Here is a 22767-nt window from a genome sequence, read left to right on the forward strand (position 1 = left end):
CCCCAAAAAAATGTGTCTTCTTGCGCATTTACAATATTAAAAATAAATTACGTACACTTATGGGGTTAAGGTAGGTTGCTCACAACCCGCCCGAGGAAAGCAAGAAGTAAAAAGCAAAGGACAAACGTGCTAAGGGTTGCTCACAACCCGCCCGAAGAAGGCAAGAGGCAAAAAGCAAAGGGCAAACGTGCGCTCGTGCCAAGGGTTGCTCACAACCCGCCCGAAGAAGAACAAAGACCCGAAACTCCAAACAGGAAACAGTAAACCGAAAAAGAGAAAATGTTTCAAAAACTATTTTGGCTGGCATTTACGTTGCGCGTGGCGATGTGCGACTGTCACCACGAAAGACGAAAAGAAGGCTTCAAACGGGCAAACTCCCGTTATAAAGTAACGCAAGTAGGGCAATTGCCGCCACAAATTCACGAAACTTCGGGGCTGGTGTTAGGGGAAAAAGAAGGGACGTTTTGGACGCACAACGACGGTGGAAACCCCGCCGAAATTTATGAAGTTGACCCAAAAGGAACGTTACTCCGCACGCTTCCGCTGTCACCTTTGGTCAATAAAGACTGGGAAGACATCGCCAAAGACGACCGAGGCAACCTCTACCTCGCCGACGTGGGCAATAACGCCAACAATCGTCGCGATTTGGTCATTTATAAATTTCACCCGCTCACACCCGAGCGCGTAGAGAGTATTCGGGTTAGGTACGCCGACCAACGCGCGTATCCACCCGCCGCCGACTCGCTCAATTTTGATTGTGAAGCGGTGGTTTGGCACCAAAACAAACTCTATTTGTTTTCCAAAAATCGCAGTAAAACCGACCGAATGGTGAAAATGTATGCCGTGCCCGACGCGGCAGGCAGCTACGAGGCCAGCCCCCAAGACAGCGTGTATAGCCACGCGATGGTAACGGGAGCCGATGTGAGTCCCGACGGGAAAACGTTGGCATTGCTCACCTACGGGAAAGTGCTGCTTTTTGACATTGCCCAAGGCATGAATTTAGAACACCCGACGCATTGCCTCAAAATAGCCCGTGCTCAGACCGAAGCCATCGTTTTTGTCAACAACACCGATTTTGTAGTTTCCAACGAACGAAAGGGACAACTGTGGAAAGTGACGAAAAAATAGTCCCTTTTGTCATTCCGTAGGAATTTAAAACGTGGTAGAAGATTCCTACGGAATGACAAAAAGCGTAAATATTACCTCAGATAGCGCGAACGTCTCGTTCGTGATCTTCATTATTAGGCTTCTAGCCTTTTCAATTATTGACTAAAACTCAAAGGCTGGAAGCCTTTGAATAGTCATCACGAGTGAGACACTCGCGCTATCGGACTTTGTCATTACGACTTAGAATCCGTTGGGAGCTGAATCGTTGGAGTTTCGCCCGATTCTTTGCCTTTTAAATAATCAGGAAGGTTCAAGCCTGCCATGTTGAAAAGGTCATTGAGGGGAGGAACCGATTTCATCATGCCAGAGATAAAATTGGCGGTAGATGAGTTCTCACCGTTGCTTCCGCCATTGTCCCAAACCGTCACTTTGTCGATTTTGATATTTTTCACGGCCTCTACTTGAATTTGTATCAACTCAGGAAGTTTTTCAATCAACAACAACTGGAAGGCTTTCGACGGGTCGCCACCTGCGGCTTGCACTACTTCTTTGTACCCTTCTGCCTGTTTGGTCAGGATTTCGTACAACCCTTTTGCTTCGGCCTCCATTTTGGCATAAATCGCGTCGGCTTCCCCTTTGGCTTTTTCGCGGATGCGTTCGGCTTCGGCCTGAGCTTCGATAATGGCGCGTTGTTTGGCGATTTCCGCAGGGACAATCGTGTTGGCCAACTGTGACGAACGTTCGCGTTCGGCGCGGGCGGTTTCTGCTTTTTGTTCAGCCAGATACGATTCCTCCAAAGCCATTGCTTGTTGTACTTTTTCGGCGGCGTTGGCGCGGCGGTTGGCTTCCGCTTCGCGCTCACGGCGGAGGGCTTCGGAGTTGGCGATGGTGATTCGAGCTTCGTTTTCACCCCGAACGGCGATGGAGTTGGCCTCCGAAATTTTAATACGCGTGTCTTTTTCGGCTTCGGCTTTTCCGATGGCTTCGTCGCGGAGGGTGGCCGCAATGACCACTTCTTTGTCCTTTTTGGTTTGCGCAATTTGAATATCGCGTTCGCGCTGGGTTTCAGCAATGCGGGTGTCGCGGTCGCGGTCGGCGAGGGCTTTTCCGATTTCCCCCACTTTTTCTTGTTCGGCCACGCTGATTTTGGCTTCGTTGATGGCCTTCGCAGCGGCTTCTTTACCAAGGGCTTCGATGTACCCCGACTCATCGCGCAAGTCGGTAACGTTGACGTTAATCAATTTTAAGCCTATTTTTTTCAACTCGGCTTCTACGTTTTGGGTAATATTGGTCAAAAACTTGTCGCGGTCTGAGTTGATTTCCTCGATGGTCATGGTGGCAATCACCAAACGAAGTTGTCCAAACAAAATATCCTTGGCCAATTCCTGAATGTCCTGCATCGAAAGCCCCAAAAGGCGTTCGGCGGCGTTGTTCATGCTGTCGGTTTCGGTAGAGATGGCTACTGTAAAACGGCAAGGTACGTCGATGCGGATATTTTGACGGCTGAGGGCGTTGGTCAAATTGGCTTCAATGGAAATGGGTTTTAAGTCCAAAAAGGCGTAATCCTGAATCACAGGCCACACAAAAGCACCCCCGCCGTGGATACAGCGCGCCGACGACGTGCCGCCGTCTTTGTTGGTTCCCGTCCGTCCGTAGATGACAAGGATTTTGTCAGAAGGACAGCGCTTGTAACGCGCCAAAAGGGCGGTAATGGTAGCGAAAATAACGACCGCAATCACCGCGATGGTAATCAATGGAGTCATGGTTGTAAAGAGATTTAGTTAAAAAATGAATGAAAATAGTTTAGTAAAAAGAGAGAATTAGCACAGCTCCACTACCAAGGTGTCGTTGGGCAAAGTAGCAGTCACTTTAACAACCGCCCCCGTGGGAATAGGCGCTGCTTGGTGGGTGACAGCATTGAGCTCGCGAAGCGTATTTTGAACGCTCACGTGCACTTTGCCATGTCCGTTTTGCTGGGCAGGGATGGTCAGATAGACTTCGGCGGTTTTACCGATGGCATTTTCGAGCCGCATCACGTTGTTTTGGTTGAGCTTTTGCAACTGTTTGATAATAAAGAAAAATACCCCAATCAACGCCAATCCCGCCAATGTAGCAACAATGACGAGGACGAACTGATTGGAAATGAGTTCGTAGAAACCAAGCCCCGTCCAGCCAAACCCTAACAAAAAATGAATCAGGTTTCGGAACGAAAACAATTGAAACGGCCCATCGGTGTGCGACACATCGCCGTCGAAGTCGGCATTAAGGCCATCGGAGGCATCGCTTCCCGCAAACGTCATAACGGTTTGAATCAGGAAAATGAGCGACGCGGGCAGCGTAATGTACCACAACCCTTTTACAAAAGGGTCGGCATTCTGAAGGAATTCCATAGCAGGTAGCGTTAAGAGGTTAAGAATCACTTAAAAATAACGGTACAAAGGTAGATTACCAGCGATTGTTGGAAGAAATGATTTTAAGGTCGCGCCTTGGAATCGCGTGACGGCGCCTTGTAAGTGCGTGATGAGCGGTAGGGGGCACAGTAAATATTCCCATCATGCTCCTTATGGTTTTGACTTAGTAAACCAGCCCTCTCATGGAAATTTTGCAAACCCTTTACAAAGAAATTTTAGGCTTTTTAGGCGTAAACGGCATTATCAACATCATTAGTAGTGGAGATTACAGTGCGTTTAGCACCTTAGACGGCATCCTTACGGCCTTGAGGCCAATGATTCCGCTATTGTTGGTGTTTGAGTTTGGGTTAGGCATTGCCCAGAAAAACCCGCAGACCAAGGTCTATCGTACGAACTTTATCATCTATGTTTTCAATCGTTTTATTTCACGCTATATCTCTTTGGGCGTAACGGGCTGGATGATTGCCACTCTACAGCCGTATGCCCCTTTCAACGCCACACTCACCTGGTATTGGCTCCTCTACGGCTACGTAGTGTGGGAGTTTGCCCATTTTATCTACCACTTTTTTGGGCATAAAGTACGGTTGTTTTGGTGTTTGCACGCCACGCACCACACGCCCGAAGACATGAACTTATCGGTTGCTCACGCGCACTTTTTTCTCGAAGCTCCCTATGCCGATGCCATTCGGACTTCAATTTGTATTTTGGCGGGTTTAGATCCTAAGTTGCTGTTTTTCATTATGTTTATCGACGGTACGTATGGCACGTTTATTCACGTAGGAGAGAACCTGTTCAAAGATGGTACATTGGGACTGCAAAAAGTACGTTTCTTTGGCAAATACATCCTTACCCCTTCTGACCATCGGGTTCACCACGCCCGCAATCCGCTGTACATGGATACCAACTTTTGCAATTTCATTAATATTTGGGATAGGGTATTTGGCACATACCAAGTAGAGCGAAAAGACATCCCTATCGAGTACGGTATCACGCGCAAAATAGACTCAGGCAATTTTATGGAAACCTACTTTGGTGAAGTGTGGGAACTTCTGAAAGACATGGCAAGTGCGCCCAGCCTCAAAGCCTTTTTACTCTATCCCATCATGCCTCCAGGCTGGAGCCCCGACGGCAACCACCGCACTGCTACGGTCGTGCGGCAGGAGTATTTGGAAGGGAAGGAAGCGTTGGTAGCTACAAAGGGGTAGTTGTTTTGTAGGAGGGTAATTCTTGCTCGGAGAAGGAGGTTTTTAAGTAGTTGCGCATAAATTTTAGTGTATTAGTAGTTTATATCGCTTCGGCGAAGCGCAACCTTTGTAGTAGTAGTAGAGCCATCCATAAAACCCTCTTGCTTCGGAGAAGCATAACAAAGCAACAAGTTATGCTTCCGCTCGGGCGGCCCCGTCCGAAGCAAAAATTAAAAATCACTTGCTGTTACTACAAATGTTGCGCCTCTACCGAGGCTACTTTGAATTACTCTAAAACTTTTGCTTTATTGCTTAACATCTTCTTTATCACGACTTTGTTTGATTTTATAGGTAAAATGCTTTTTTGCTTGTAGTTGGTGGGGGGTAGGTTATGGTATTTGGGGTCTTGTCTTTAGTCCAAAAAACAAAAACCCCCGCCCTCATTCATGCGAACAAGAGCAGGGGTATTAGTATATTGAGAAATAAAGAGAGTCGTTACACGATTCCTTGAGCCTTCGCCAAAGCTGCATCTAAGCCGCTGGCGTCGGAACCACCTGCGGTGGCAAAGAAAGGCTGACCACCGCCACCGCCTTTTACTTCTTTGGCAAGCTCTTTTACGATGTTGCCTGCGTGTTTGCCTTGTGCTACTAAGTCGTCAGAAAGCATCACGGCCAACTGAGGTTTACCACCCAACACCGTTCCTAAAACGATGTAGAAAGGCGCTTGTGATTGCTCTTTCAATTGGTAAACAAGCGATTTCAAGGCGTCGGCGTTTGGAACTTCTACGCGGGCGATCAGGCTGGCAACGCCGTTGGTGTGCGTTACTTGGGTCAACAAGGCGTCTTTTACTTGGGCTAACTTCTCGTTTTCGAGGGCTTCGATGCGTTTTTGCAAAGTAGCTTTTTCGGCCAAAAGACCTTCAACGGCTTTGACAACGTCTTTTTGTCCCTTGAACATATCGCGAAGGGTATTCGTAATGCGCAATTCTTCGTTCAACAACTCAAAGGCTTTTTCGCCCGTTACGGCCTCTACCCGACGTACCCCCGCCGAAACAGACCCTTCGGAGATGAACTTAAAGAGCGAGATTTCGCCCGTAGCAGGTACGTGCGTTCCCCCGCAAAGCTCGACCGAAAAGTTGGGGTCAAACTCTACCACGCGCACAAAGTCGCCGTATTTTTCGCCAAAAGTGGCCGTTGCACCCATTTTGATGGCCTCGTCGATGGGGATGTTGACGTGGGTTTTGAGCGCAATGTTTTCGCGGATTTTACCGTTGACAATGGCTTCAATCTGCGCGAGTTCTTCGTCGGTTACTTTGGCAAAGTGCGAAAAGTCAAAGCGAGTCACTTCGTCGTTTTGGTACGAACCTTTCTGAACAATGTGCGTTCCCAACACCCGACGCATAGCCGCCAACATCAAGTGCGTCGCCGTGTGGTTCCGCATGATATTCTGACGACGATGAGCGTCAACGCGAGCGATGAGTGAGGAGTGAGGAGCGGTGAGTAGTTCATCTAAATTCTTATCCCTCGAAACATGAATGAATAAATCATTCTCCTTTTTGGTATCAACGATGTTGATAATTCGTAATTCCCCATTCGTAATTCGTAATTCGCCTGTATCTCCCACTTGTCCTCCCATTTCGGCGTAGAAAGGCGTGCGGTCGAGTACGATGTGGTATTCTTCGCCAGCTTTGGTTTTTACTTTGCGGTATTTGATGAGTTGAGCGGTTGCTTCGAGGGTATCGTAGCCCAAAAACTCAAAGTCGCTTCCTTCGCTTATTTCTACCCAGTCGGTGGCTTCTTTGGCAGCGTCTTGGCGACTGCGGTTCTTTTGTTCGGCCAATGCTTTTTCGTAGCCCGCTTCGTCGATTTTGTACCCTTTTTCTTTGGCCAAAAGCGCCGTTAAATCCACAGGGAAACCGTAGGTATCGGAGAGTTCAAAAACGATGTTTCCATCAATGACGCCTCCCGTTGGGCTAAGTGACTCGAATCGCTTGATTCCCAATTCCAATGTCCGCAAGAAGCTCTTTTCTTCTTCCAACACCACGCGCGTCACAAACTCCTCCTGCGATTTAAGCTCAGGGAATACATTTTTGAATTGTTCGGCCAAGACAGGCACTAACTGACTCATAAAAGGTTCAGTAAAGCCCAAATACGAGTAGCCGTAGCGAATGGCGCGGCGCAAAATGCGACGAATTACGTAACCTGCTTTGGCGTTGGACGGAAGCTGTCCGTCGGCAATGGCGAAACTCACCGCCCGAAGGTGGTCAGCGATAACGCGCATGGCGATGTCGGTATAATCGCTGGTGTTGAGTGTTCCGCTTACGCCGTATTTTTTACCGCACATTTTCTCAATGACCTGAATGGTATTTTGAAAAATATCGGTGTCATAGTTCGATTGTTTTCCTTGAATGGCCATGCAAAGGCGCTCAAAGCCCATCCCTGTATCCACGTGTTTGGCAGGAAGCGTAATCAACGACCCGTCGGCCTTGCGCTCAAACTGCATAAAGACGTTGTTCCAGATTTCAACCACTTGCGGGTGGTCGGCGTTGACGAGTTCTTTGCCAGGCTTTACATCCACTTCGGCTTGGTCGCGGAGGTCGATGTGGATTTCTGAACACGGGCCACACGGGCCTACGTCGCCCATTTCCCAGAAATTATCTTTTTTATTTCCTAAAATGATTCGCTCTTCGCCGCCTAAAATGGCTTTCCAAATATCCCACGCTTCTTGGTCAAACGGTACGCCGTCTTTTTCGTCTCCTTTGAATACTGATACGTAGATGCGGTCTTTGGGAAGTTTATAAATGCCAGTGAGCAGTTCCCACGACCACTCCAAGGCTTCTTTTTTGAAGTAATCCCCAAACGACCAGTTGCCGAGCATTTCAAACATCGTGTGGTGGTAGGTATCAAAACCTACGTCTTCCAAGTCGTTGTGTTTTCCACTCACGCGCAAGCACTTTTGGGTATCGGCGATGCGCTTGCTCGGAGGAGTTCCGTTGCCCAAGAAAAAGTCTTTGAATTGCGCCATGCCCGAGTTGTTAAACATGAGCGTGGGGTCATTTTTGGCAACAAGCGGTGCCGACGGCACGATAAGGTGTCCTTTACTCTTAAAAAAGTCTAAAAAAGCTTGGCGGATTTCGTGAGAAGTCATCTTCGATTTACGTTTAATAGTCGATAGTCCACAGTCGATAGTCCTTAGCTGTGAATTGGGCTGCAAAATTACGGAAAAATGCCGTAGCTTTCAGATTGTGCTTTGATTTTGATTAACTTGCGTAAAAGATACCCAACTGTTTCTGTTCAACCTATTACTTCCTGCCATGAAAAAACTGCTATTTATTCCCCTTATGTTTGGTGTGCACGTGCTTTGGGCACAGCAACTGCAATTGAAAGTTCCTTCTAAGCAATTACCACCGATTAAGCAGGCGACTCCTGTGCCTATGTTTCGCTATTCTAGTGATTCTACGGTAGCCTATTCGCGGGTGGACAATATGCCTGTGCTCATTGCGCAGTCAGGCGATGCCATGCCCAATGCGATGCCTATCACTCCCCAAGAAGAGGAGAGCAAATACCGCTACCGAATGCCCAATCCGTTGAAGAAAAATGTGCTACCCCAAAAACCAAAATAAGGGTTACTAAGTAATAGCCCGTTAATAGTTAATCGTTATCTGTTAATTGTAAAATTCAGATTATCAGCTAGCTAAGCCTGTTTTTAGAGCAACAAATAATAGAAACTAACTTTGCCTGAGTACTTAATCGGTTGTGTGTGCGATGAACAAAAAGTCAAATCGGATAGGTGGAAGTATTTTTGCAATCATTGGGCTGCTGCTGATGATTGGGGCTTGGATGTTATTTCAAAACGACCAGAAATTTGCAAAAGAGGCTGCTTCGGCCACGGGGACAGTGGTGGAGTCGGTGTATGTAAAATCGCGAAAAGGGAAAGGTTCTTATTATCCCGTTGTTGAATTTCAGACGGCGGAAGGCCAGCGCATGACCTTTCGGTCGGATACGGGCAGGGGCCGCCCTGATTACGAAAATGGCGAACAAGTGCCTATTTTATACGAAAAGCAAAACCCTGCGAATGCTAAAATCGCAGGGTTTTGGGAATTATGGGGACTATCGGCTGTTTTGGCCGTATTTGGGCTTATTTTTATGGGAGTAGGGTTGAAAATTAGTAGGAGTTAATCCTATCAATGATGTCTTTTAAAAGCCCGATAAGCGTTTTTCTAGTTTTCATCTGTACATTGAGGAGTGTTGAAATTTTATTTTCAACGTTAGCTAAGTTTGACTACCGTTTTACCCGCTGATTGGCGCAGATTGAGGGCCGCAGATTTTCGCTAAAAAAGGACTTGATGAAGACGTTTTTCAGCGGAAATCTGCGTTTGTATTAGTCAGCGGCCTTCTGCGGGCGAAATAAAAAACAATGTCCTAGCTATTCATAAACAAACTCCCCAAACTCGCTCTGAACCGTTACTTTTTTGCCTTCGTTGGCTTCCACGTAGCCGATAATTTGGGCTTCGATGCCAAACGATTGCGCAATCTCGATGACGCGTTGGGCGTGTTCAGACGAAAGATACACTTCGAGGCGATGCCCCATGTTAAACACTTTGTACATTTCTTGCCAGCTCGTTCCACTTTCGGTTTGAATCAACTTGAAAAGCGGAGGAATGGGGAATAAGTTATTTTTAACAACGTGCAAATTCTCAATAAAATGCAATACCTTGGTTTGGGCGCCACCGCTGCAATGCACCATGCCATGAATGTGCGGACGGAGTTCATCCAACAACGTTTTGGCAAAAGGGGCGTAGGTTCGCGTAGGTGAAAGAATCAATTGACCCACGTTGACAGGCGTATTTTCAACGGCATCCGTAAGGCGTTTTGAACCGCTATACACCAAGGAACTGTGGACTTCGGGGTCAAAACTTTCGGGGTATTTTGGGGCAAGGTAAGAGTCTAACACGTCGTGACGGGCGGAAGTAAGTCCGTTGCTGCCCATACCTCCGTTGTAAGTGGTTTCGTAGGAAGCCTGTCCAAACGATGCCAACCCGACAATCACATCGCCCGTTTGGATGGTATCGTTAGAAATCACGTCCGAACGTTTCATGCGTGCAATTACCGTGCTGTTGACCGTAATGGTGCGTACCAAATCGCCTACATCGGCTGTTTCGCCGCCCGTGCTATAAATCTCAACGCCGTGACTACGAAGCATTTCCAGTACTTCTTCGGTGCCGTTGATGATTTCGGCGATGACCTCGCCAGGGATTTTGTTTTTGTTGCGGTCGATGCTCGACGAGATAAGCATCGGACCCGTTGCTCCTACGCAAATCAGGTCGTCGGTATTCATCACAATCGAGTCTTGCGCTATGCCACGCCACACCGATAAGTCACCTGTTTCTTTCCAATACAAATATGCCAGCGAGGTTTTGGTACCTGCTCCGTCGGCGTGCATGATGGTGCAGTAGTCGGGGTCACCTGCCAAAATATCAGGGACGATTTTGCAGAAAGCTTTGGGGAAGAGTCCTTTGTCGAGCTTAGCAATGGCGCGGTGTACGTCTTCTTTGGAGGCCGACACCCCACGTTGTAGGTAACGTTCTGTCATGGAGTTGAAAAACAAAATGAGGCGCAAAGTTACCAACTTTACGCCTCATTTTCTAACCCTATCGGGGTTTTACGCTTTCGGTAGTTGCCAACCGTTATTGTAATGGGCTTTGATGAGGGCGTTGGCTTCTGCGTCGTTTTTGAATGCGCCTGTTGTCGCATCCCAATACACTTTCCGACCTGTTTTATAGGCAATGTTACCCATGTGGGCGTTGATAGCCGCCACGCTTCCCGTTTCGATACCGCATTTGAGCAGCTTGGGGTTGTTGTCTTTGATGGCCTGTACAAAGTTTTTGGTATGTTCGTTGAGGTAGTCACCGTTGCGCGCTTGGTCAGGAATATCCTCAATTTTATAGACTTTAATGCCGTTTTTGGTTTGTGTTTCGGGGTGCAGCGACCAGCCCCCGCGGTGGAGCACCAAGGTGCCGTTGTTGCCAATAAACGCAATCCCTTCGGTAAGGCCATAATTCCCGCCGTCGATGCCCGTGGCGTGTTCCCAAAGCATGTTAAAGCCTTCGTATTCATACACCGTTTGGAGCGTATCGGGGGTTTCAGAAGCATCGTCGGGGTAGGCGAGTTTTCCACCCGAAGCCATGACGGATTTGGGCGCTTTGGCGTTCATGGCATAGAGCGCAATGTCGATTTCGTGGACGCCCCAATCGGTCATTAGGCCACCTGCGTAGTCCCAAAACCAGCGGAAATTAAAGTGGAATCGGTTGGGGTTGAAAGGCCGTTTTTTGGCGGGGCCGAGCCACATGTCATAATCAACACCCGCAGGAGGTGCGCTGTCGGGCTTGACGGGGACGGGCTCCATCCAACCTTGGTACGCCCATACTTTTACCAAACGAATATTGCCCAATTTACCCGATCGCACGTACTCGATGGCTTTTTCATAGTGCGAGCCGCTTCGTTGCCATTGCCCAATTTGGATAATTTTACCCGCGCGTTTGGCCGCAGCGAGCATGATATTACATTCTTCGATGGAATTAGCCAACGGTTTTTCGCAATAGACGTGTTTTCCCGCCGCCAATGAATCGGTCAACGCCAAGCAGTGCCAATGGTCGGGCGTACCTACAATCACCGCGTCGATGTCCTTGTTTTCAAGCATTTTGCGGTAATCTTTGTAGAGCTGAGGGCGATTGCCACGGGCGGTTTGTACATCGGCTGCGCGCTGGTCGAGGACACTTTGGTCCACGTCTGCCAAGGCCACGCACTCGACCTCGCTCATCTGGAGGTGGGAGCGTAAATCTGACCACCCCATGCCTTTGCAGCCAATCACTCCCAATTGTAATTTATCATTGGCAGAGACTCGTTTGCGTTGGCTTGCCAGCAATTCGAGGGGGGTAAATGAGAATAAACTTGCTCCAGTAGCCACCGAAGCCGAACGAATAAAATCTCTGCGGGAGGTTTGCATAGGGGTTGTGCGTTTTACTATGCAAAAGGATAAGAATGGGTAGAATCTAATGTTAACTTGTTCATATAGGTATTATTTCTTCACCTCCCCAATATGATACTCCTGAATCAATGGCGAACTTTCGGGCGTAAGCGTAAACGACACCCAGAGTGTTGCTTTTTCTCCTTCGATAAGGTAGCGGCCGCGCAGTTGATTTTCGGGAACAATTTCTTTTACACTCACAATCTTTCCTGCTTTTTCAAACAAAGCCGATGCTTCTTTTTTGAGGGCTTCCAAAGAGTAATCCGCAAAGAAATTTTCGGCAAATAGCCCGCTGCTTTCGGCATTTTGCCAGTTAGGAAGGAGTTGGGTGAGTTGTTGTTGGCGTTGTTTTAGAATGTCGGAGGCGGGTAGCTGACGAGGTTTTAGCTGGGCACTTACAATGAGCGTATCCAAGATTTGGAGGTTAATCGGGACGGTGGGGGCGTAAGTAACGTTGGCAAACGCAACCACTCCAATGCCGTATTGAGGCAAAATGCGCCAGTTGCTGCCAAAACCAGGCAACCCACCGCTGTGACCTACGTATTCGCGGCCTTCGCAGTCGCGCAGCCAATTGAGGCCATAACAATAAGCCGACACCGTAGCGCACGGGCGACCCGTCGCGTATTTGAACTGCGGAGAAAAGCCACTGATGTTCCAAGGCTGGTGCATTTCCCGAATCGAACTCCGTTTCAATGGGCCGTTATCGACGTCGTTTTTGGGAGGCCAAGCCGCCAAATGTAGTGCCATGTATTTGCTAAAATCGTCGATAGACGTAATCAAACCGCCCATTGCTCCCCATGCGCCGTCATGGAGGAGGGCTTCTTCTGTCCATTGGCCGTCGCGCCAGCGGTAGCCGTGGGCGAGTTTGTCGGCGGGGACTTCGGCATATTCCCATTTGGTATGGGTCATGCCGAGGGGTTGGAAGATGTTGTCGTTGATGAACTGTTGGTAGGTTTTTCCCGATACTTTTTGGATAATATAGCCCAGTAGCGTAATACCCAAGTTGCTGTATTCGTAGGCTACTCCTGGGGTATTTGAAAAAGCAATGGGGTTTTTAATCAATTGCAACAACTCTGCGTTGGTATCGGCCAATTGGCGGTCGCCCCAAGGGTTGTCTTCAGGAAAACCTGCCGCGTGCGTGAGCAAATGACGAATCGTAATGGCGGGGGCATCGGCCGTGAGCAATTTCGTATTCTTCATTTCAGGAATGTACTTGTCGGCGCGGTCGTCCAAGTCGAGTTTGCCCGCATCGCGCAATTGCAAAATCGCCATGGTCGTGAAGCTTTTACTCATCGACGCAATGCGGAAAAGCGACTGCGTTGTGGCGGGCGTTTTTTTGCTAAGGTCGGTATAGCCCGCCGTCCCCGTGTGAATCAGTTTGCCATCGACCACCACTCCGTACGTAAACCCAGGGAAATGATTTTTTTCGGCGTATTCTTTGTAAATTTTGTCAATGGTAGGCAATACCGATTCGATTTTCTTCATTCTGTCGGGATCGGTGAATACGGGCGGTTTGTAGGATTGGGCTAGGACTGATAGTTCACCAAAACAATAACTCAATAAAAAGAAGCCAAGGAAAGATAGTTTTTTCACAGATTTTCGTGGTTAGCGTTGGACAGGCATCGAAAATAGTGATAACTGCTGAAACTACGCTATGCTTCTACCAATTTTTGTCGTTCAATGGCCTTGCTCTCCCTTTTTAGCACACGGATTGAACGGATGTAATGGATTTTTACGGATTAAAATGACAAATTGGGCACAAATCCGTATCAATCTGTCCAATCCGTGTTTTCCGTGTGCTATTTATAATACTAATAATATGAACCCCTACCTACTACAATCCTTCCTTTGGTTAGCTTATGGGCTACTGCACAGCGTATTAGCTAGCCACCAAGTCAAGCGTTTTTTTGAACAAAAATTAGGGAGTGCTTTTCGCTACTACCGCTTGATGTACAATGGGTTGGCATTTGTATTGTTGATAGGGCTGTTGTGGTACCAACGTTTATTCCCTAAAGAACGCCTCTGGGCTTTTGCATGGTGGGCTGACATCCTAGCAGAAGCGGCCAAAGGCCTGGGTATAATCATTGCTTTATGGGCATTGCGAGGGTACGATTTGCGTGAATTTTTAGGACTTTCAGCGCCTGCTTCATTGGCTACTCCCAACGAATTCCGCACGGGTGGGCTGCTGCGTTACGTACGGCATCCGTTATATACGGGGACTATTTTGTGGGCATGGGGCGTATTTGTGGGGGAAGCTAGCCCCCAAGCCTTGATTATGGCCATTTGCATTACGGTCTATATTCGTATTGGTATTGTGTATGAAGAACGAAAACTTGTGCGCGAATTTGGTGACGCCTACGTGGAGTATCGTCGCCGAGTAGCGATGCTGTTTCCGAAATTATTTTAGTCAATTATTTCTATGAGATTACTTTGATACAAAGTATATTTAGTGCGTTAAAACTACAACTAAAATGCGCTTAGTTACACTTATATTTATAATTGCTGGGCTAAATACTTCGAATCACTTATTTGCTCAGCCTACAATTCGCCTTGTAAAGGACATTGCTTTAGGGTCTAATGGCTCTGAACCTCAGTTGTTTACTGTGTCCAATAATCAGTTGTTTTTTGCAGGAGCCAATGGAACTCAAAAAACGTTTAATAAACTATGGAAAAGCGATGGAACGGAACAAGGAACTACCCAACTAACTCCTACGCAAAATATTTACGTAATCCAGCAAGCTGCCAATGTTGGTAATTCTCTATTTTACTGGGCAAGTGGTATGCCGACTGGCGGGCTATTTAAAACGGATGGAACTGAGGTAGGTACTCAACGACTATTAACAAATGACTATAATCCAGAAGGCTACTACCATGGAGCAAGAAACCTTTTCAACTTTAATGGAAAGCTTTTTTTTGTAGCGTCTCATTATAAATTAGGGGATGAACCTCACATATCAGATGGAACCACAGCAGGTACTTTTTTATTAAAAGATATCGCCAAAGGGGACAATGTTTCTTCTGGCGTATCTGGTATCACGCAAGTAGGGAATCTTCTCTACTTTACCGCTTTTGATGAATTGGGAAACGAATTATGGTGTACCGATGGTACTTCCGAAGGAACTCGCTTGGTCATTGATTTGAACCCAGGGGCTGAATCATCTATTGAGTTTGGTAGTTCATATTCGATTGCCTATAAAGATACGTTGTTTTTCACGGCTTCAACAACAAATAGTTATTCTAGTTTATACAAAACAAGCGGGACTTCTGCAAGTACAAGTTTGGTAAAATCATTTGCGTACGGAATTATGAATAGCTCATTATTTGTACACAATGGCTTTATGTATTTTCTGGCCGATACTAATAACACAGGCTATAAACTTTGGAAATCGGACGGAACGGCAACAGGAACAGTTCAGTTAACTTCTCAAGGAAATCGGTTTTATACATCTAAATTTATTTCAGTTAATGATTGGCTTTATTTTGTTTATAGTACACCTTCAAACGGGGCAGAACTTTGGAAGACCGACGGTACAGCAGCTAATACAACGCTGGTGAAAGATGTCCGAACGGGCAGTGCCAATGCTTTTGAAGGAACTATAAACCTAGCGACTATCAACGGTACACTGTTTTTTACGGCCAATGACGGTACCCATGGAAAAGAACTTTGGAAGAGCGACGGAACAGCCAATGGTACTCAATTGGTGAAAGATATTAACGTAGGAGTGAGTGATGCCGTATTTGACAAACCTATCGTCTATCAAGATAAACTCTATTTTATATCGAACGATGCCGATGATTTGACTCGGCAAGAGTGTTGGCGAAGCAATGGAACCGCAGAGGGGACTATCATGGTGAAAAACATAGATTCGTCCCTTGGGCTGTTTGATATTCGCCCTGAAATTGTGTTTCAGAATAAGCTGTACCTCAGTGCTAAAGATGACGACAGTGGTAGTGAAGTATGGCGAATAGATGGGAATACAATAAGCCAATTGAAAGAAGTTAATACTACTCCCGCCGACGCTAATCCTAATCAAGAACAATGGGCATCCAGTAAGCAAAGATTTATTGGGCTAAATAATACACTTTTTTTTAGCGCTGATAACATTCGTTATGGAAGAGAGCTTTGGATGACCAAAGGGACGGAGGCGACTACCCGAATGGTAAAAGACTTTACCAAAAAGCCCACTTCTCTTTGGTATAATTCTACCAATACAGATAGTTATTTTAATGGAATGATTGTCTATAAAAATCACCTTTATGTAATGGTTAATGGAAATCAAGTATGGAAGATTGATGAAGAGGGAAACTCCCAATTAGTACTTCAAAATTCCAGTAGTAATGGTACTTTTAGGGCATTTTTTACCCTATTTGAAGGCGACTTATATTTTAAGTTTGGTTTATATGGTAACCAACTTTGGCGTACTAACGGAACCATGTGCACACAAATACAGTTTTCTACTAATGGCTTTTGGGGTTTATATGCCAATAATGACTTTATAGTTTTATGGACTTATAATGCTAAAAGTATACTTGAGTTATGGAAAATTGAAACCAAAAATGCTATCCCCAAAAAAATTAAAGAGTTAAATGGCCATTCGATGGATATTGATAATTTTGGTGTAGTTGGGGATTTAGTCTATTTTAGTTCTTTACATCGACCGACTCCAAACGAAATGGAATATCATATCTGTAGAACTGATGGTACGGAACAAGGGACTTTTTTTCTAACGGCCCCTGATGGAAATGTAGCTGATGGATTATCAGGAAAAATGCTCAATTTTAATGATAAAGTATATCATGTTTTAAATAACGGTAGTGGTCAAATTTGGTCAAGAGATAGTACACTACAAGGTGCACAATTAGTTATTACATTAGATGTTCCTCTAAGCCAACGTAGGCATTTCGATTTGTTTGATATTGTGAATGGACACATTATTTTTCATTTTTGGATTGAGGATCAGCCTGGCTTTAGACCTATTTATCGTTCAGACGGTACCCAAAAAGGCACTTCTCCTATATCTGAGGATAAATTTTCAAGTATTTACAGTACGTTTACCCACAATCAAAAGTATTATTTCTTCACTACTTCTGAGCTATGGGAAATAGATGCTACTCCTAACGGTATTCGACCAATAGCAAATCGTTCCATATCGGGAGTAATCCAACCTTTAGGTGGGTCTCAACAAAGTCACAATGGTAAGTTCTACTTTGCGGCCATTAGCCCTCAATATGGTACAGAATTGTTTGTTCAGGAAGCCGAAGTATTGCCTTCTGTAGCCATTAAAGATAACCCCGAAAGAGGCCAATACATCAAATACCAAGCAACGGGAGCCATAACAGCCACTAACCAACCAACGAGTTATTCTACCAACAGTTATCAATCGAATACGTCAGTGACACTCGAACCTGGTTTTGAAACCCAGCCTTACGCCATCTTTACGGCTGAAATAGCTACTCCGACTCTTAATCAGGCTGCCGCCCCTGAAATTCAGGAAACTCCGAAGCAGGTTTCAAACGATGTAACAGTTCCCTCTATTTCGCGCTATGAGATTGAACCTGTTTTGGCCAAAATTCAAAATTCAGAAATTTACAGAGCATTCAAATACCCTGATGCAAACAAACCAATGCCCAGCATTAGTATTTCTAAAGAGAAACTTGATACGGGCCTGACTCGCTACACCTTTGTAGTCATTTCGGATGGGAAAGTACTTCAGGAAAGCGTAGAGGGGTTTTAAAATTTCACCCCTGGCCAAGAGGTACTTTCAACGTACGGCTGGGGCGTTCCTGCGGTGCTGCGTCCGTCTTGAATGTATTTGCGGAGCAAGGCTTTGAGTTGCGTTACTTTGTCTGGGTATTGGGCATAAAGGTTGGTTTTTTCGGCAGGGTCGTTTTTCAAATTGTAGAGCTGTACCGTGGGTAAACCTTCGTAGTCCTTGCCAGGTTTGGGGTAACTCCATCCGCCCGATCCTGCGTCCAAAATCAGTTTCCACTCGCCTTGTCGAATGGAAAACAACCCTTCTACCGAGTGGTGAACGGTGGCTTCCCGCAAAGGTTTCGTTGGGTTTTTGCCAAACAAAACAGGCCCCAAGTCGTAGCTGTCTTCGCCCGCATTTTGGGGGAGTTTTCTGCCCTGAATCCCCGCACACGTCGCCATAAAATCGGTTAAACAAATTGTTTGGTCTGACGCAGTGTTGGGCTTAATATGCCCCGCCCACTTGGCAATAAACGGCACCCGATGCCCTCCCTCGTAGCTGTCGGCTTTGTAACCCCGAAACCCATTGCTGGCAAAATGCCCCGCTTTTTCCATGAGTTCGGTACCCGCGTAAGGCGCGCAGCCGTTGTCGGACGTAAAAATGATGAGCGTATTTTTGTCCATCCCTTGCTGACGGAGTGCCTGTTGGATTTGCCCAACGACGTCGTCCACCATCAGCACAAAATCACCGTATTCGTTTAGCCCCGATTTGCCTAGCCATTGCCCGTTCGGCAAAATGGGCGTGTGTGGTGCCGCCAGTGGCAGATATAGAAAAAAAGGTTGTGCAGACGTACGGTTACGGATAAATTCCACCGATTTTTGAACAAACCGCTCCAAGACCTCCTCGTGCTTAAAATCGGCGCCCGTAGGCCCTTTTCGCCACCATCCGTACTGTGTTTTGGATTCCGTTTCGCGGTTGGGTTGGGCGGTGACGCGGCCATTTTCAACATACACATAAGGAGGGATGTCGAGGGAGGCGGGAATGATGTAAGAATAATCAAAGCCGTATTCGTTCGGCGATTGTTGGACGGGTTGAGAAAAATCAACGGGTACAACGGGGTCGTTTTTGGGTGCCCAATTGAGCCCCAAATGCCATTTGCCAACGCAGGCAGTTTGGTAGCCGTTTTGTTTCAAAAAGGAAGCCACCGTCAGTCGTTTATCTTCAATAAGTGCCGAATCGTAGCTCCAAGTAACCCCCTTTTTGAGCTTGCTACGCCACGAATACCGCCCCGTCAGAATCCCGTAGCGCGTGGGAGTACACACCGCCGAGCCTGAGTGCGCATCCGTAAAGCGCATTCCTTCCGCCGCCAGTTGGTCGAGGTGCGGAGTTTTAAACTTAGCGTTTGGATTAAATGCCGATACGTCGCCTTGCCCCATGTCGTCGGCCAAAATATAGATAATGTTGGGTTTGGTAGCAGGCGCTTGCATGAACCATTGGGGTAAAATACCCAGACCAACGACTAAAAACAGGGCGATTCGGGATTTCATTTGAGGGAGATGGTGTTGTTGAGAAACGAACAAATAATTACGATACACGAAAAAGAAAGAACCATGAAAGAAATACTAAGAACGGCCCTGATTACGGGAGGAACGAAGGGAATTGGTCTGGGTGTGGCCGAAATGCTCATCAAAGAAGGGTACAAAGTAGCCATAACGGGCCGCAACGCAGAAACGGTAGAAGCAGCAGCGGCACAACTCAATCAATTGCAAGAAGGCGCGGCGTTAGGAGTCGTAGCCGACGTGAGAAACTTTGATTCTCAGCAAGCAGCGGTGAATCAGGTGTTGGAAAAATGGGGGCGTCTTGATGTGCTTGTTGCCAACGCAGGGGTAGGGCATTTTGCTCCCATCGAAACACTGACTCTCGAACAGTGGCAAGAAACGATTGACATTAACCTAACGGGTGTTTTTTACAGTACCAAAGCGTCGTTGGCCGCCCTTACGGCGTCAAAAGGCTATTTGATTACGATTGCGAGTTTGGCAGGAACCAACTTTTTTGCCAACGGATCGGCCTACAATGCCAGTAAATTTGGCTTAGTAGGTTTCACGCAGGCGGTGATGATGGACGTGCGTAGCGCTGGTATCAAAGCAACGACGATTATGCCAGGTTCAGTAGCCACGCATTTTAATAATCACGAACCTTCCGAAAAAGATGCGTGGAAGATTCAACCCGAAGACATTGGGCAAATTGTGGTGGATTTGTTAAAAATGAACCCCCGCACGCTGCCAAGTAAAATCGAAGTTCGCCCGACGATGCCGAAATAAAAACGTGCCCGAGGTTTCTTAAAACCTCGGCAGTCGGTTACTGATAAAATGTGGCTCAGGTTACTAAAACGTGGCTCAGGTTACTAATAACCTGAGCAAGGGGTTTCTCAAAACCCCGTTAACCGAAAACTCCCCACAAACCAGCCCAAAAATGAGGAAAATTTTCCCCGTTTCTGGGCTGGTTTTTTTCTTAGAACAAGTGGAACGAGGTTTTTGAAGGAAAAGTACAACCACAAAAACTCACTCACAACCATGAAAAGAAGTGCTTATTTCCTCTTAATGATTGCCTTGATTTCAGCAGGAAGACAGGCAACAGCCCAAGAAAACGTCTCTTTTGGCCCGATTGTAGGGGTAAATTTTTCGAGATTGACCAATCACCCAATTTATAACGACTGGAAAGTCGGCAACTCGGCGGGTATTTTTATCAACTATAGTGGAGAAAGCCGTTTAGGAGTCAATGGACAACTGTTGTATTCGCGAATTGGGGGCGAATCGGGGAACGGAGCCTCAAAAGGCCACCTCGATTACATCCAAATACCCATCATGGGAACCTATTATCTCAATGGCCGAGGCAACGCACTTCGTCCCAAATTGATGGCAGGGCCTTACGTTGGATTTTTGGTCAAAGCTGTCAATGAAAGTAACGTAAACATCAATCCCGAAGGGGCAGCACGGGCTTACAAAGGCGTAGATGCGGGAGCCGCTTTGGGCGCAGGGCTCAACTATTCCATCAAAAATAAAGTATGGCTCAACGCTGATTTGCGTTACAACATTGGCCTTACCAACGTGATGGCGAATGCTTCTGATGTACACAACCGCTCGTGGGGACTCAATGTCGGCGTAAGTTTTCCACTGGGCAACTACTCTCCAAGCACAGGGAAGTTTAGATAGGTTAGGTTATATATAGTGGCTGGAAATGACCCGTAGGCAGGCGATAAGCCCACCTACGGGCATTTTTTTATTCGTCTTTTTTGGCAACTGTTTTGGAGGTATCCAGCGACTGAGCCAATTTGACCAAGCGCACAAACTCGGCGCGATAGCCTTCTGGGTCTTTGACAATAGCTCCTTTGGCAAGGTCAATAACCTGATCATAAGAAGCTTCTCCCTTAAATTCGGAACCGCGAAGCAATAGCCCCCATTCGGCAACCGCTGCCGCAAAACGGAAGTTATTGGAGGTGTTGGCCAAAGGCGTAGCTGCATTACGTACAGGTACTTCAAAAAGGCGGCTTGTCTCACTATCGGGTTGTTTGTAGCGTAGTTTGATGGTCACCAGTTCGTCCGAAGAAGTGGCGACTTCCGCACTTTTTTGGTATTTTAAGTCATCTACCTTATTCAAATAAGCGCTTTCCACTCCTGCGGGAATGATTTCGTACAAGGCCGTTACGGTATGGCCGCTGCCCATTTCGCCCGCGTCTTTTTTATCGTTGTGGAAGTCTTCGTTGTTCAACATTCGATTTTCGTAACCGATGAGGCGATAACCTTTGACAAACCGTGGATTAAATTCCAATTGGAGTTTTACATCTTTGGCAACGGTAAAAAGCGTTCCGCCAAATTCGTGCACAAATACCTTTTGGGCTTCTTGTAAATTGTCGATATAGGCATAATTTCCGTTTCCTTTATCGGCCAAGGTTTCCATTTTGTTGTCTTTGTAATTGCCCATTCCAAAGCCCAAAACGCTCAAATAGACGCCGCTTTGACGTTTTTCTTCGACCAATCGTTGCAATTCGCCCTCGCTCGAAACCCCCACGTTGAAGTCGCCATCGCTGGCCAAAATGACGCGGTTATTTCCTCCTTTGATAAAATGGTCTTGGGCAATTTTATAGGCCAATCGGATGCCCTCGCCACCCGCCGTTGAGCCTCCCGCTTGAAGATTGTCTAAGGCATCTTTGATGGTAGAAGTCTGATTGCCAGGGGTAGAGGGGAGCACTGTTCCTGCCGCTCCTGCATACACCACCATAGCCACGCGGTCGCTGGGACGAAGCTGATTGACCAATAATTTGAAGGCTTCTTTGACCAAAGGCAATTTGTTAGGCATTCCCATCGACCCCGATACATCCACCAAAAACACCAAGTTTGACGCAGGCAGGTTATCGCTAGGAATGGTTTTGGCCTGTAGCCCGATGTGAAGCAATTTCAAGCCTTTGTTCCAAGGCGAATCCGATAGTTCGGTTTGAATAACTACTGGGTGTTCGCCTTTGGGCTGCGGATAATCGTAGTCAAAATAGTTAATCATTTCCTCAATCCGCACCATGTCTTTCTGCGGAAATTGCCCCAAATTCAACAGTCGGCGCACGTTGCTGTAAGCCGCCCGATCTACGTCAATCGAAAACGTGGTGAGCGGGTTGTTTTTAGGATTGTGAAAACCGTTTTCGTTGATGCCCTTGTATTCTTCTGCATTGAAGTCCATTTGCATGGCGGGAGGAGGCGTACCCATCAAGGCAAAAGAGGAGGCAGGCGCAGCCATGCTCTTTGCCTCGCGCTTACTGAGGCCAGTCACCACGACCTCTTGCAAGGCTTCGTGAGCTACTTTGAGCTTGACATTCACCACCGAATCTTTGCCGATGGTTCGTTCGATGGTTTGGTAGCCAACAAAGCTAAAAACCAGTTTGTCACCCCTGCGAGCGGCCAGCGAATACCGCCCGTGGACGTCGGTAGTAGTGCCTTTGTTTTTTCCTTTAACAGCAATTGTTACGCCTGAAATGGGAGTCAACAGCCCTTCTTCGAGCACAGTACCCGTGACCGTAACGGGCGTAGATTGAGCGCAAGCAAACAACGTAAATACGCTTAAAATCAGGCAAAAAAGATTTGTTTTCATGGTTGTGATTTGTTAGTTTCAACCACTAGATGCAGCCACCAGCCCGATTCCATAAAAGTTTTTGAAATTTTTTTGTGGAATTTTCTCTATTCGTTCATCTAAAGATAAACTACATTCAATGATGATGTCAGGGTTATATCTTTTTCGGTTTTTGAGGGGCGTAGCCCTAACATCATCGTAGATATAAAAACGGTTCTAATACAGAAAGGG

The 22767-nt window shown here is 46.7% G+C and carries 16 protein-coding genes; 8 read left to right on the forward strand and 8 right to left on the reverse strand.

What is annotated here, in order from left to right; genetic code table 11:
- Positions 1–279 precede the first annotated feature (279 nt).
- Positions 280–1128: an SdiA-regulated/phytase-like domain-containing protein gene (locus AC23N5_RS18620; protein WP_487756741.1), complete on the forward strand. Its 849-nt coding sequence runs from the start codon at positions 280–282 to the stop codon at positions 1126–1128.
- A 212-nt stretch (positions 1129–1340) separates the two neighbouring features.
- On the opposite strand, the gene AC23N5_RS18625 is transcribed toward AC23N5_RS18620, so the two are convergent.
- Together AC23N5_RS18625 and AC23N5_RS18630 are read right to left on the reverse strand one after the other, a co-directional pair.
- The gene (locus tag AC23N5_RS18625) at positions 1341–2870 is read right to left on the reverse strand and encodes a flotillin family protein (protein WP_183974716.1); all 1530 of its coding nucleotides are present in this window, start codon (positions 2868–2870) and stop codon (positions 1341–1343) included.
- Between the two features lie 57 nt (positions 2871–2927).
- Entirely contained in the window at positions 2928–3497 is a 570-nt protein-coding gene (locus AC23N5_RS18630) for a serine protease (protein WP_487756742.1), read from the reverse strand.
- A gap of 203 nt (positions 3498–3700) precedes the next feature.
- Between AC23N5_RS18630 and AC23N5_RS18635 the strand changes: the two genes are divergently transcribed.
- Complete coding sequence (locus AC23N5_RS18635; RefSeq protein ID WP_487756743.1) at positions 3701–4723, forward strand: sterol desaturase family protein; 1023 nt, start codon at positions 3701–3703, stop codon at positions 4721–4723.
- A gap of 474 nt (positions 4724–5197) precedes the next feature.
- Here AC23N5_RS18635 and alaS read toward each other — a convergent pair whose 3' ends face one another.
- Positions 5198–7849, reverse strand: coding sequence for an alanine--tRNA ligase (alaS, locus tag AC23N5_RS18640; RefSeq protein WP_487756744.1), 2652 nt, complete (start codon positions 7847–7849; stop codon positions 5198–5200).
- Positions 7850–8015: 166 nt separating this feature from the next.
- On the opposite strand from alaS, the gene AC23N5_RS18645 reads away from it, so the two are divergent.
- A complete protein-coding gene (locus tag AC23N5_RS18645) occupies positions 8016–8324 on the forward strand; it encodes a hypothetical protein (protein WP_487756745.1) in 309 nt (102 codons plus the stop codon).
- Positions 8325–8466: 142 nt separating this feature from the next.
- Complete coding sequence (locus AC23N5_RS18650; protein WP_487756746.1) at positions 8467–8880, forward strand: DUF3592 domain-containing protein; 414 nt, start codon at positions 8467–8469, stop codon at positions 8878–8880.
- A 247-nt stretch (positions 8881–9127) separates the two neighbouring features.
- On the opposite strand, the gene AC23N5_RS18655 is transcribed toward AC23N5_RS18650, so the two are convergent.
- The 3 genes from AC23N5_RS18655 to AC23N5_RS18665 all read right to left on the reverse strand — a co-directional run bounded on the left by AC23N5_RS18655 (position 9128) and on the right by AC23N5_RS18665 (position 13321).
- A complete protein-coding gene (locus tag AC23N5_RS18655; RefSeq protein WP_487756747.1) occupies positions 9128–10294 on the reverse strand; it encodes an AIR synthase related protein in 1167 nt (388 codons plus the stop codon).
- 69 nt (positions 10295–10363) lie between these two features.
- Positions 10364–11707 (reverse strand): Gfo/Idh/MocA family protein, encoded by a 1344-nt coding sequence (locus AC23N5_RS18660; protein ID WP_487756748.1) that lies wholly within the window; start codon positions 11705–11707, stop codon positions 10364–10366.
- 72 nt (positions 11708–11779) lie between these two features.
- Positions 11780–13321, reverse strand: coding sequence for a serine hydrolase domain-containing protein (locus tag AC23N5_RS18665; protein WP_487756749.1), 1542 nt, complete (start codon positions 13319–13321; stop codon positions 11780–11782).
- A gap of 226 nt (positions 13322–13547) precedes the next feature.
- Here AC23N5_RS18665 and AC23N5_RS18670 point away from each other — a divergent pair, with 226 nt between their 5' ends.
- Together AC23N5_RS18670 and AC23N5_RS18675 are read left to right on the forward strand one after the other, a co-directional pair.
- Positions 13548–14135: a methyltransferase family protein gene (locus tag AC23N5_RS18670; protein WP_487756750.1), complete on the forward strand. Its 588-nt coding sequence runs from the start codon at positions 13548–13550 to the stop codon at positions 14133–14135.
- Positions 14136–14199: 64 nt separating this feature from the next.
- On the forward strand, positions 14200–17463 hold the full coding sequence (locus AC23N5_RS18675) for an ELWxxDGT repeat protein (RefSeq protein ID WP_487756751.1): 3264 nt from the start codon (positions 14200–14202) through the stop codon (positions 17461–17463).
- On the opposite strand, the gene AC23N5_RS18680 is transcribed toward AC23N5_RS18675, so the two are convergent.
- Complete coding sequence (locus tag AC23N5_RS18680) at positions 17460–18968, reverse strand: sulfatase family protein (RefSeq protein WP_487756752.1); 1509 nt, start codon at positions 18966–18968, stop codon at positions 17460–17462. The genes AC23N5_RS18675 and AC23N5_RS18680 overlap by 4 nt on opposite strands.
- Positions 18969–19031: 63 nt before the next feature.
- On the opposite strand from AC23N5_RS18680, the gene AC23N5_RS18685 reads away from it, so the two are divergent.
- Entirely contained in the window at positions 19032–19742 is a 711-nt protein-coding gene (locus tag AC23N5_RS18685) for an SDR family oxidoreductase (RefSeq protein ID WP_183974695.1), read from the forward strand.
- Positions 19743–19994: 252 nt separating this feature from the next.
- Complete coding sequence (locus tag AC23N5_RS18690; protein WP_487756753.1) at positions 19995–20633, forward strand: porin family protein; 639 nt, start codon at positions 19995–19997, stop codon at positions 20631–20633.
- A gap of 67 nt (positions 20634–20700) precedes the next feature.
- Here the strand turns inward: AC23N5_RS18690 and AC23N5_RS18695 are convergent, their stop codons facing one another.
- Positions 20701–22557 (reverse strand): vWA domain-containing protein, encoded by a 1857-nt coding sequence (locus AC23N5_RS18695; protein ID WP_487756754.1) that lies wholly within the window; start codon positions 22555–22557, stop codon positions 20701–20703.
- Positions 22558–22767 lie beyond the last annotated feature (210 nt).

The organism is Runella sp. R5_40 (assembly GCF_057652295.1).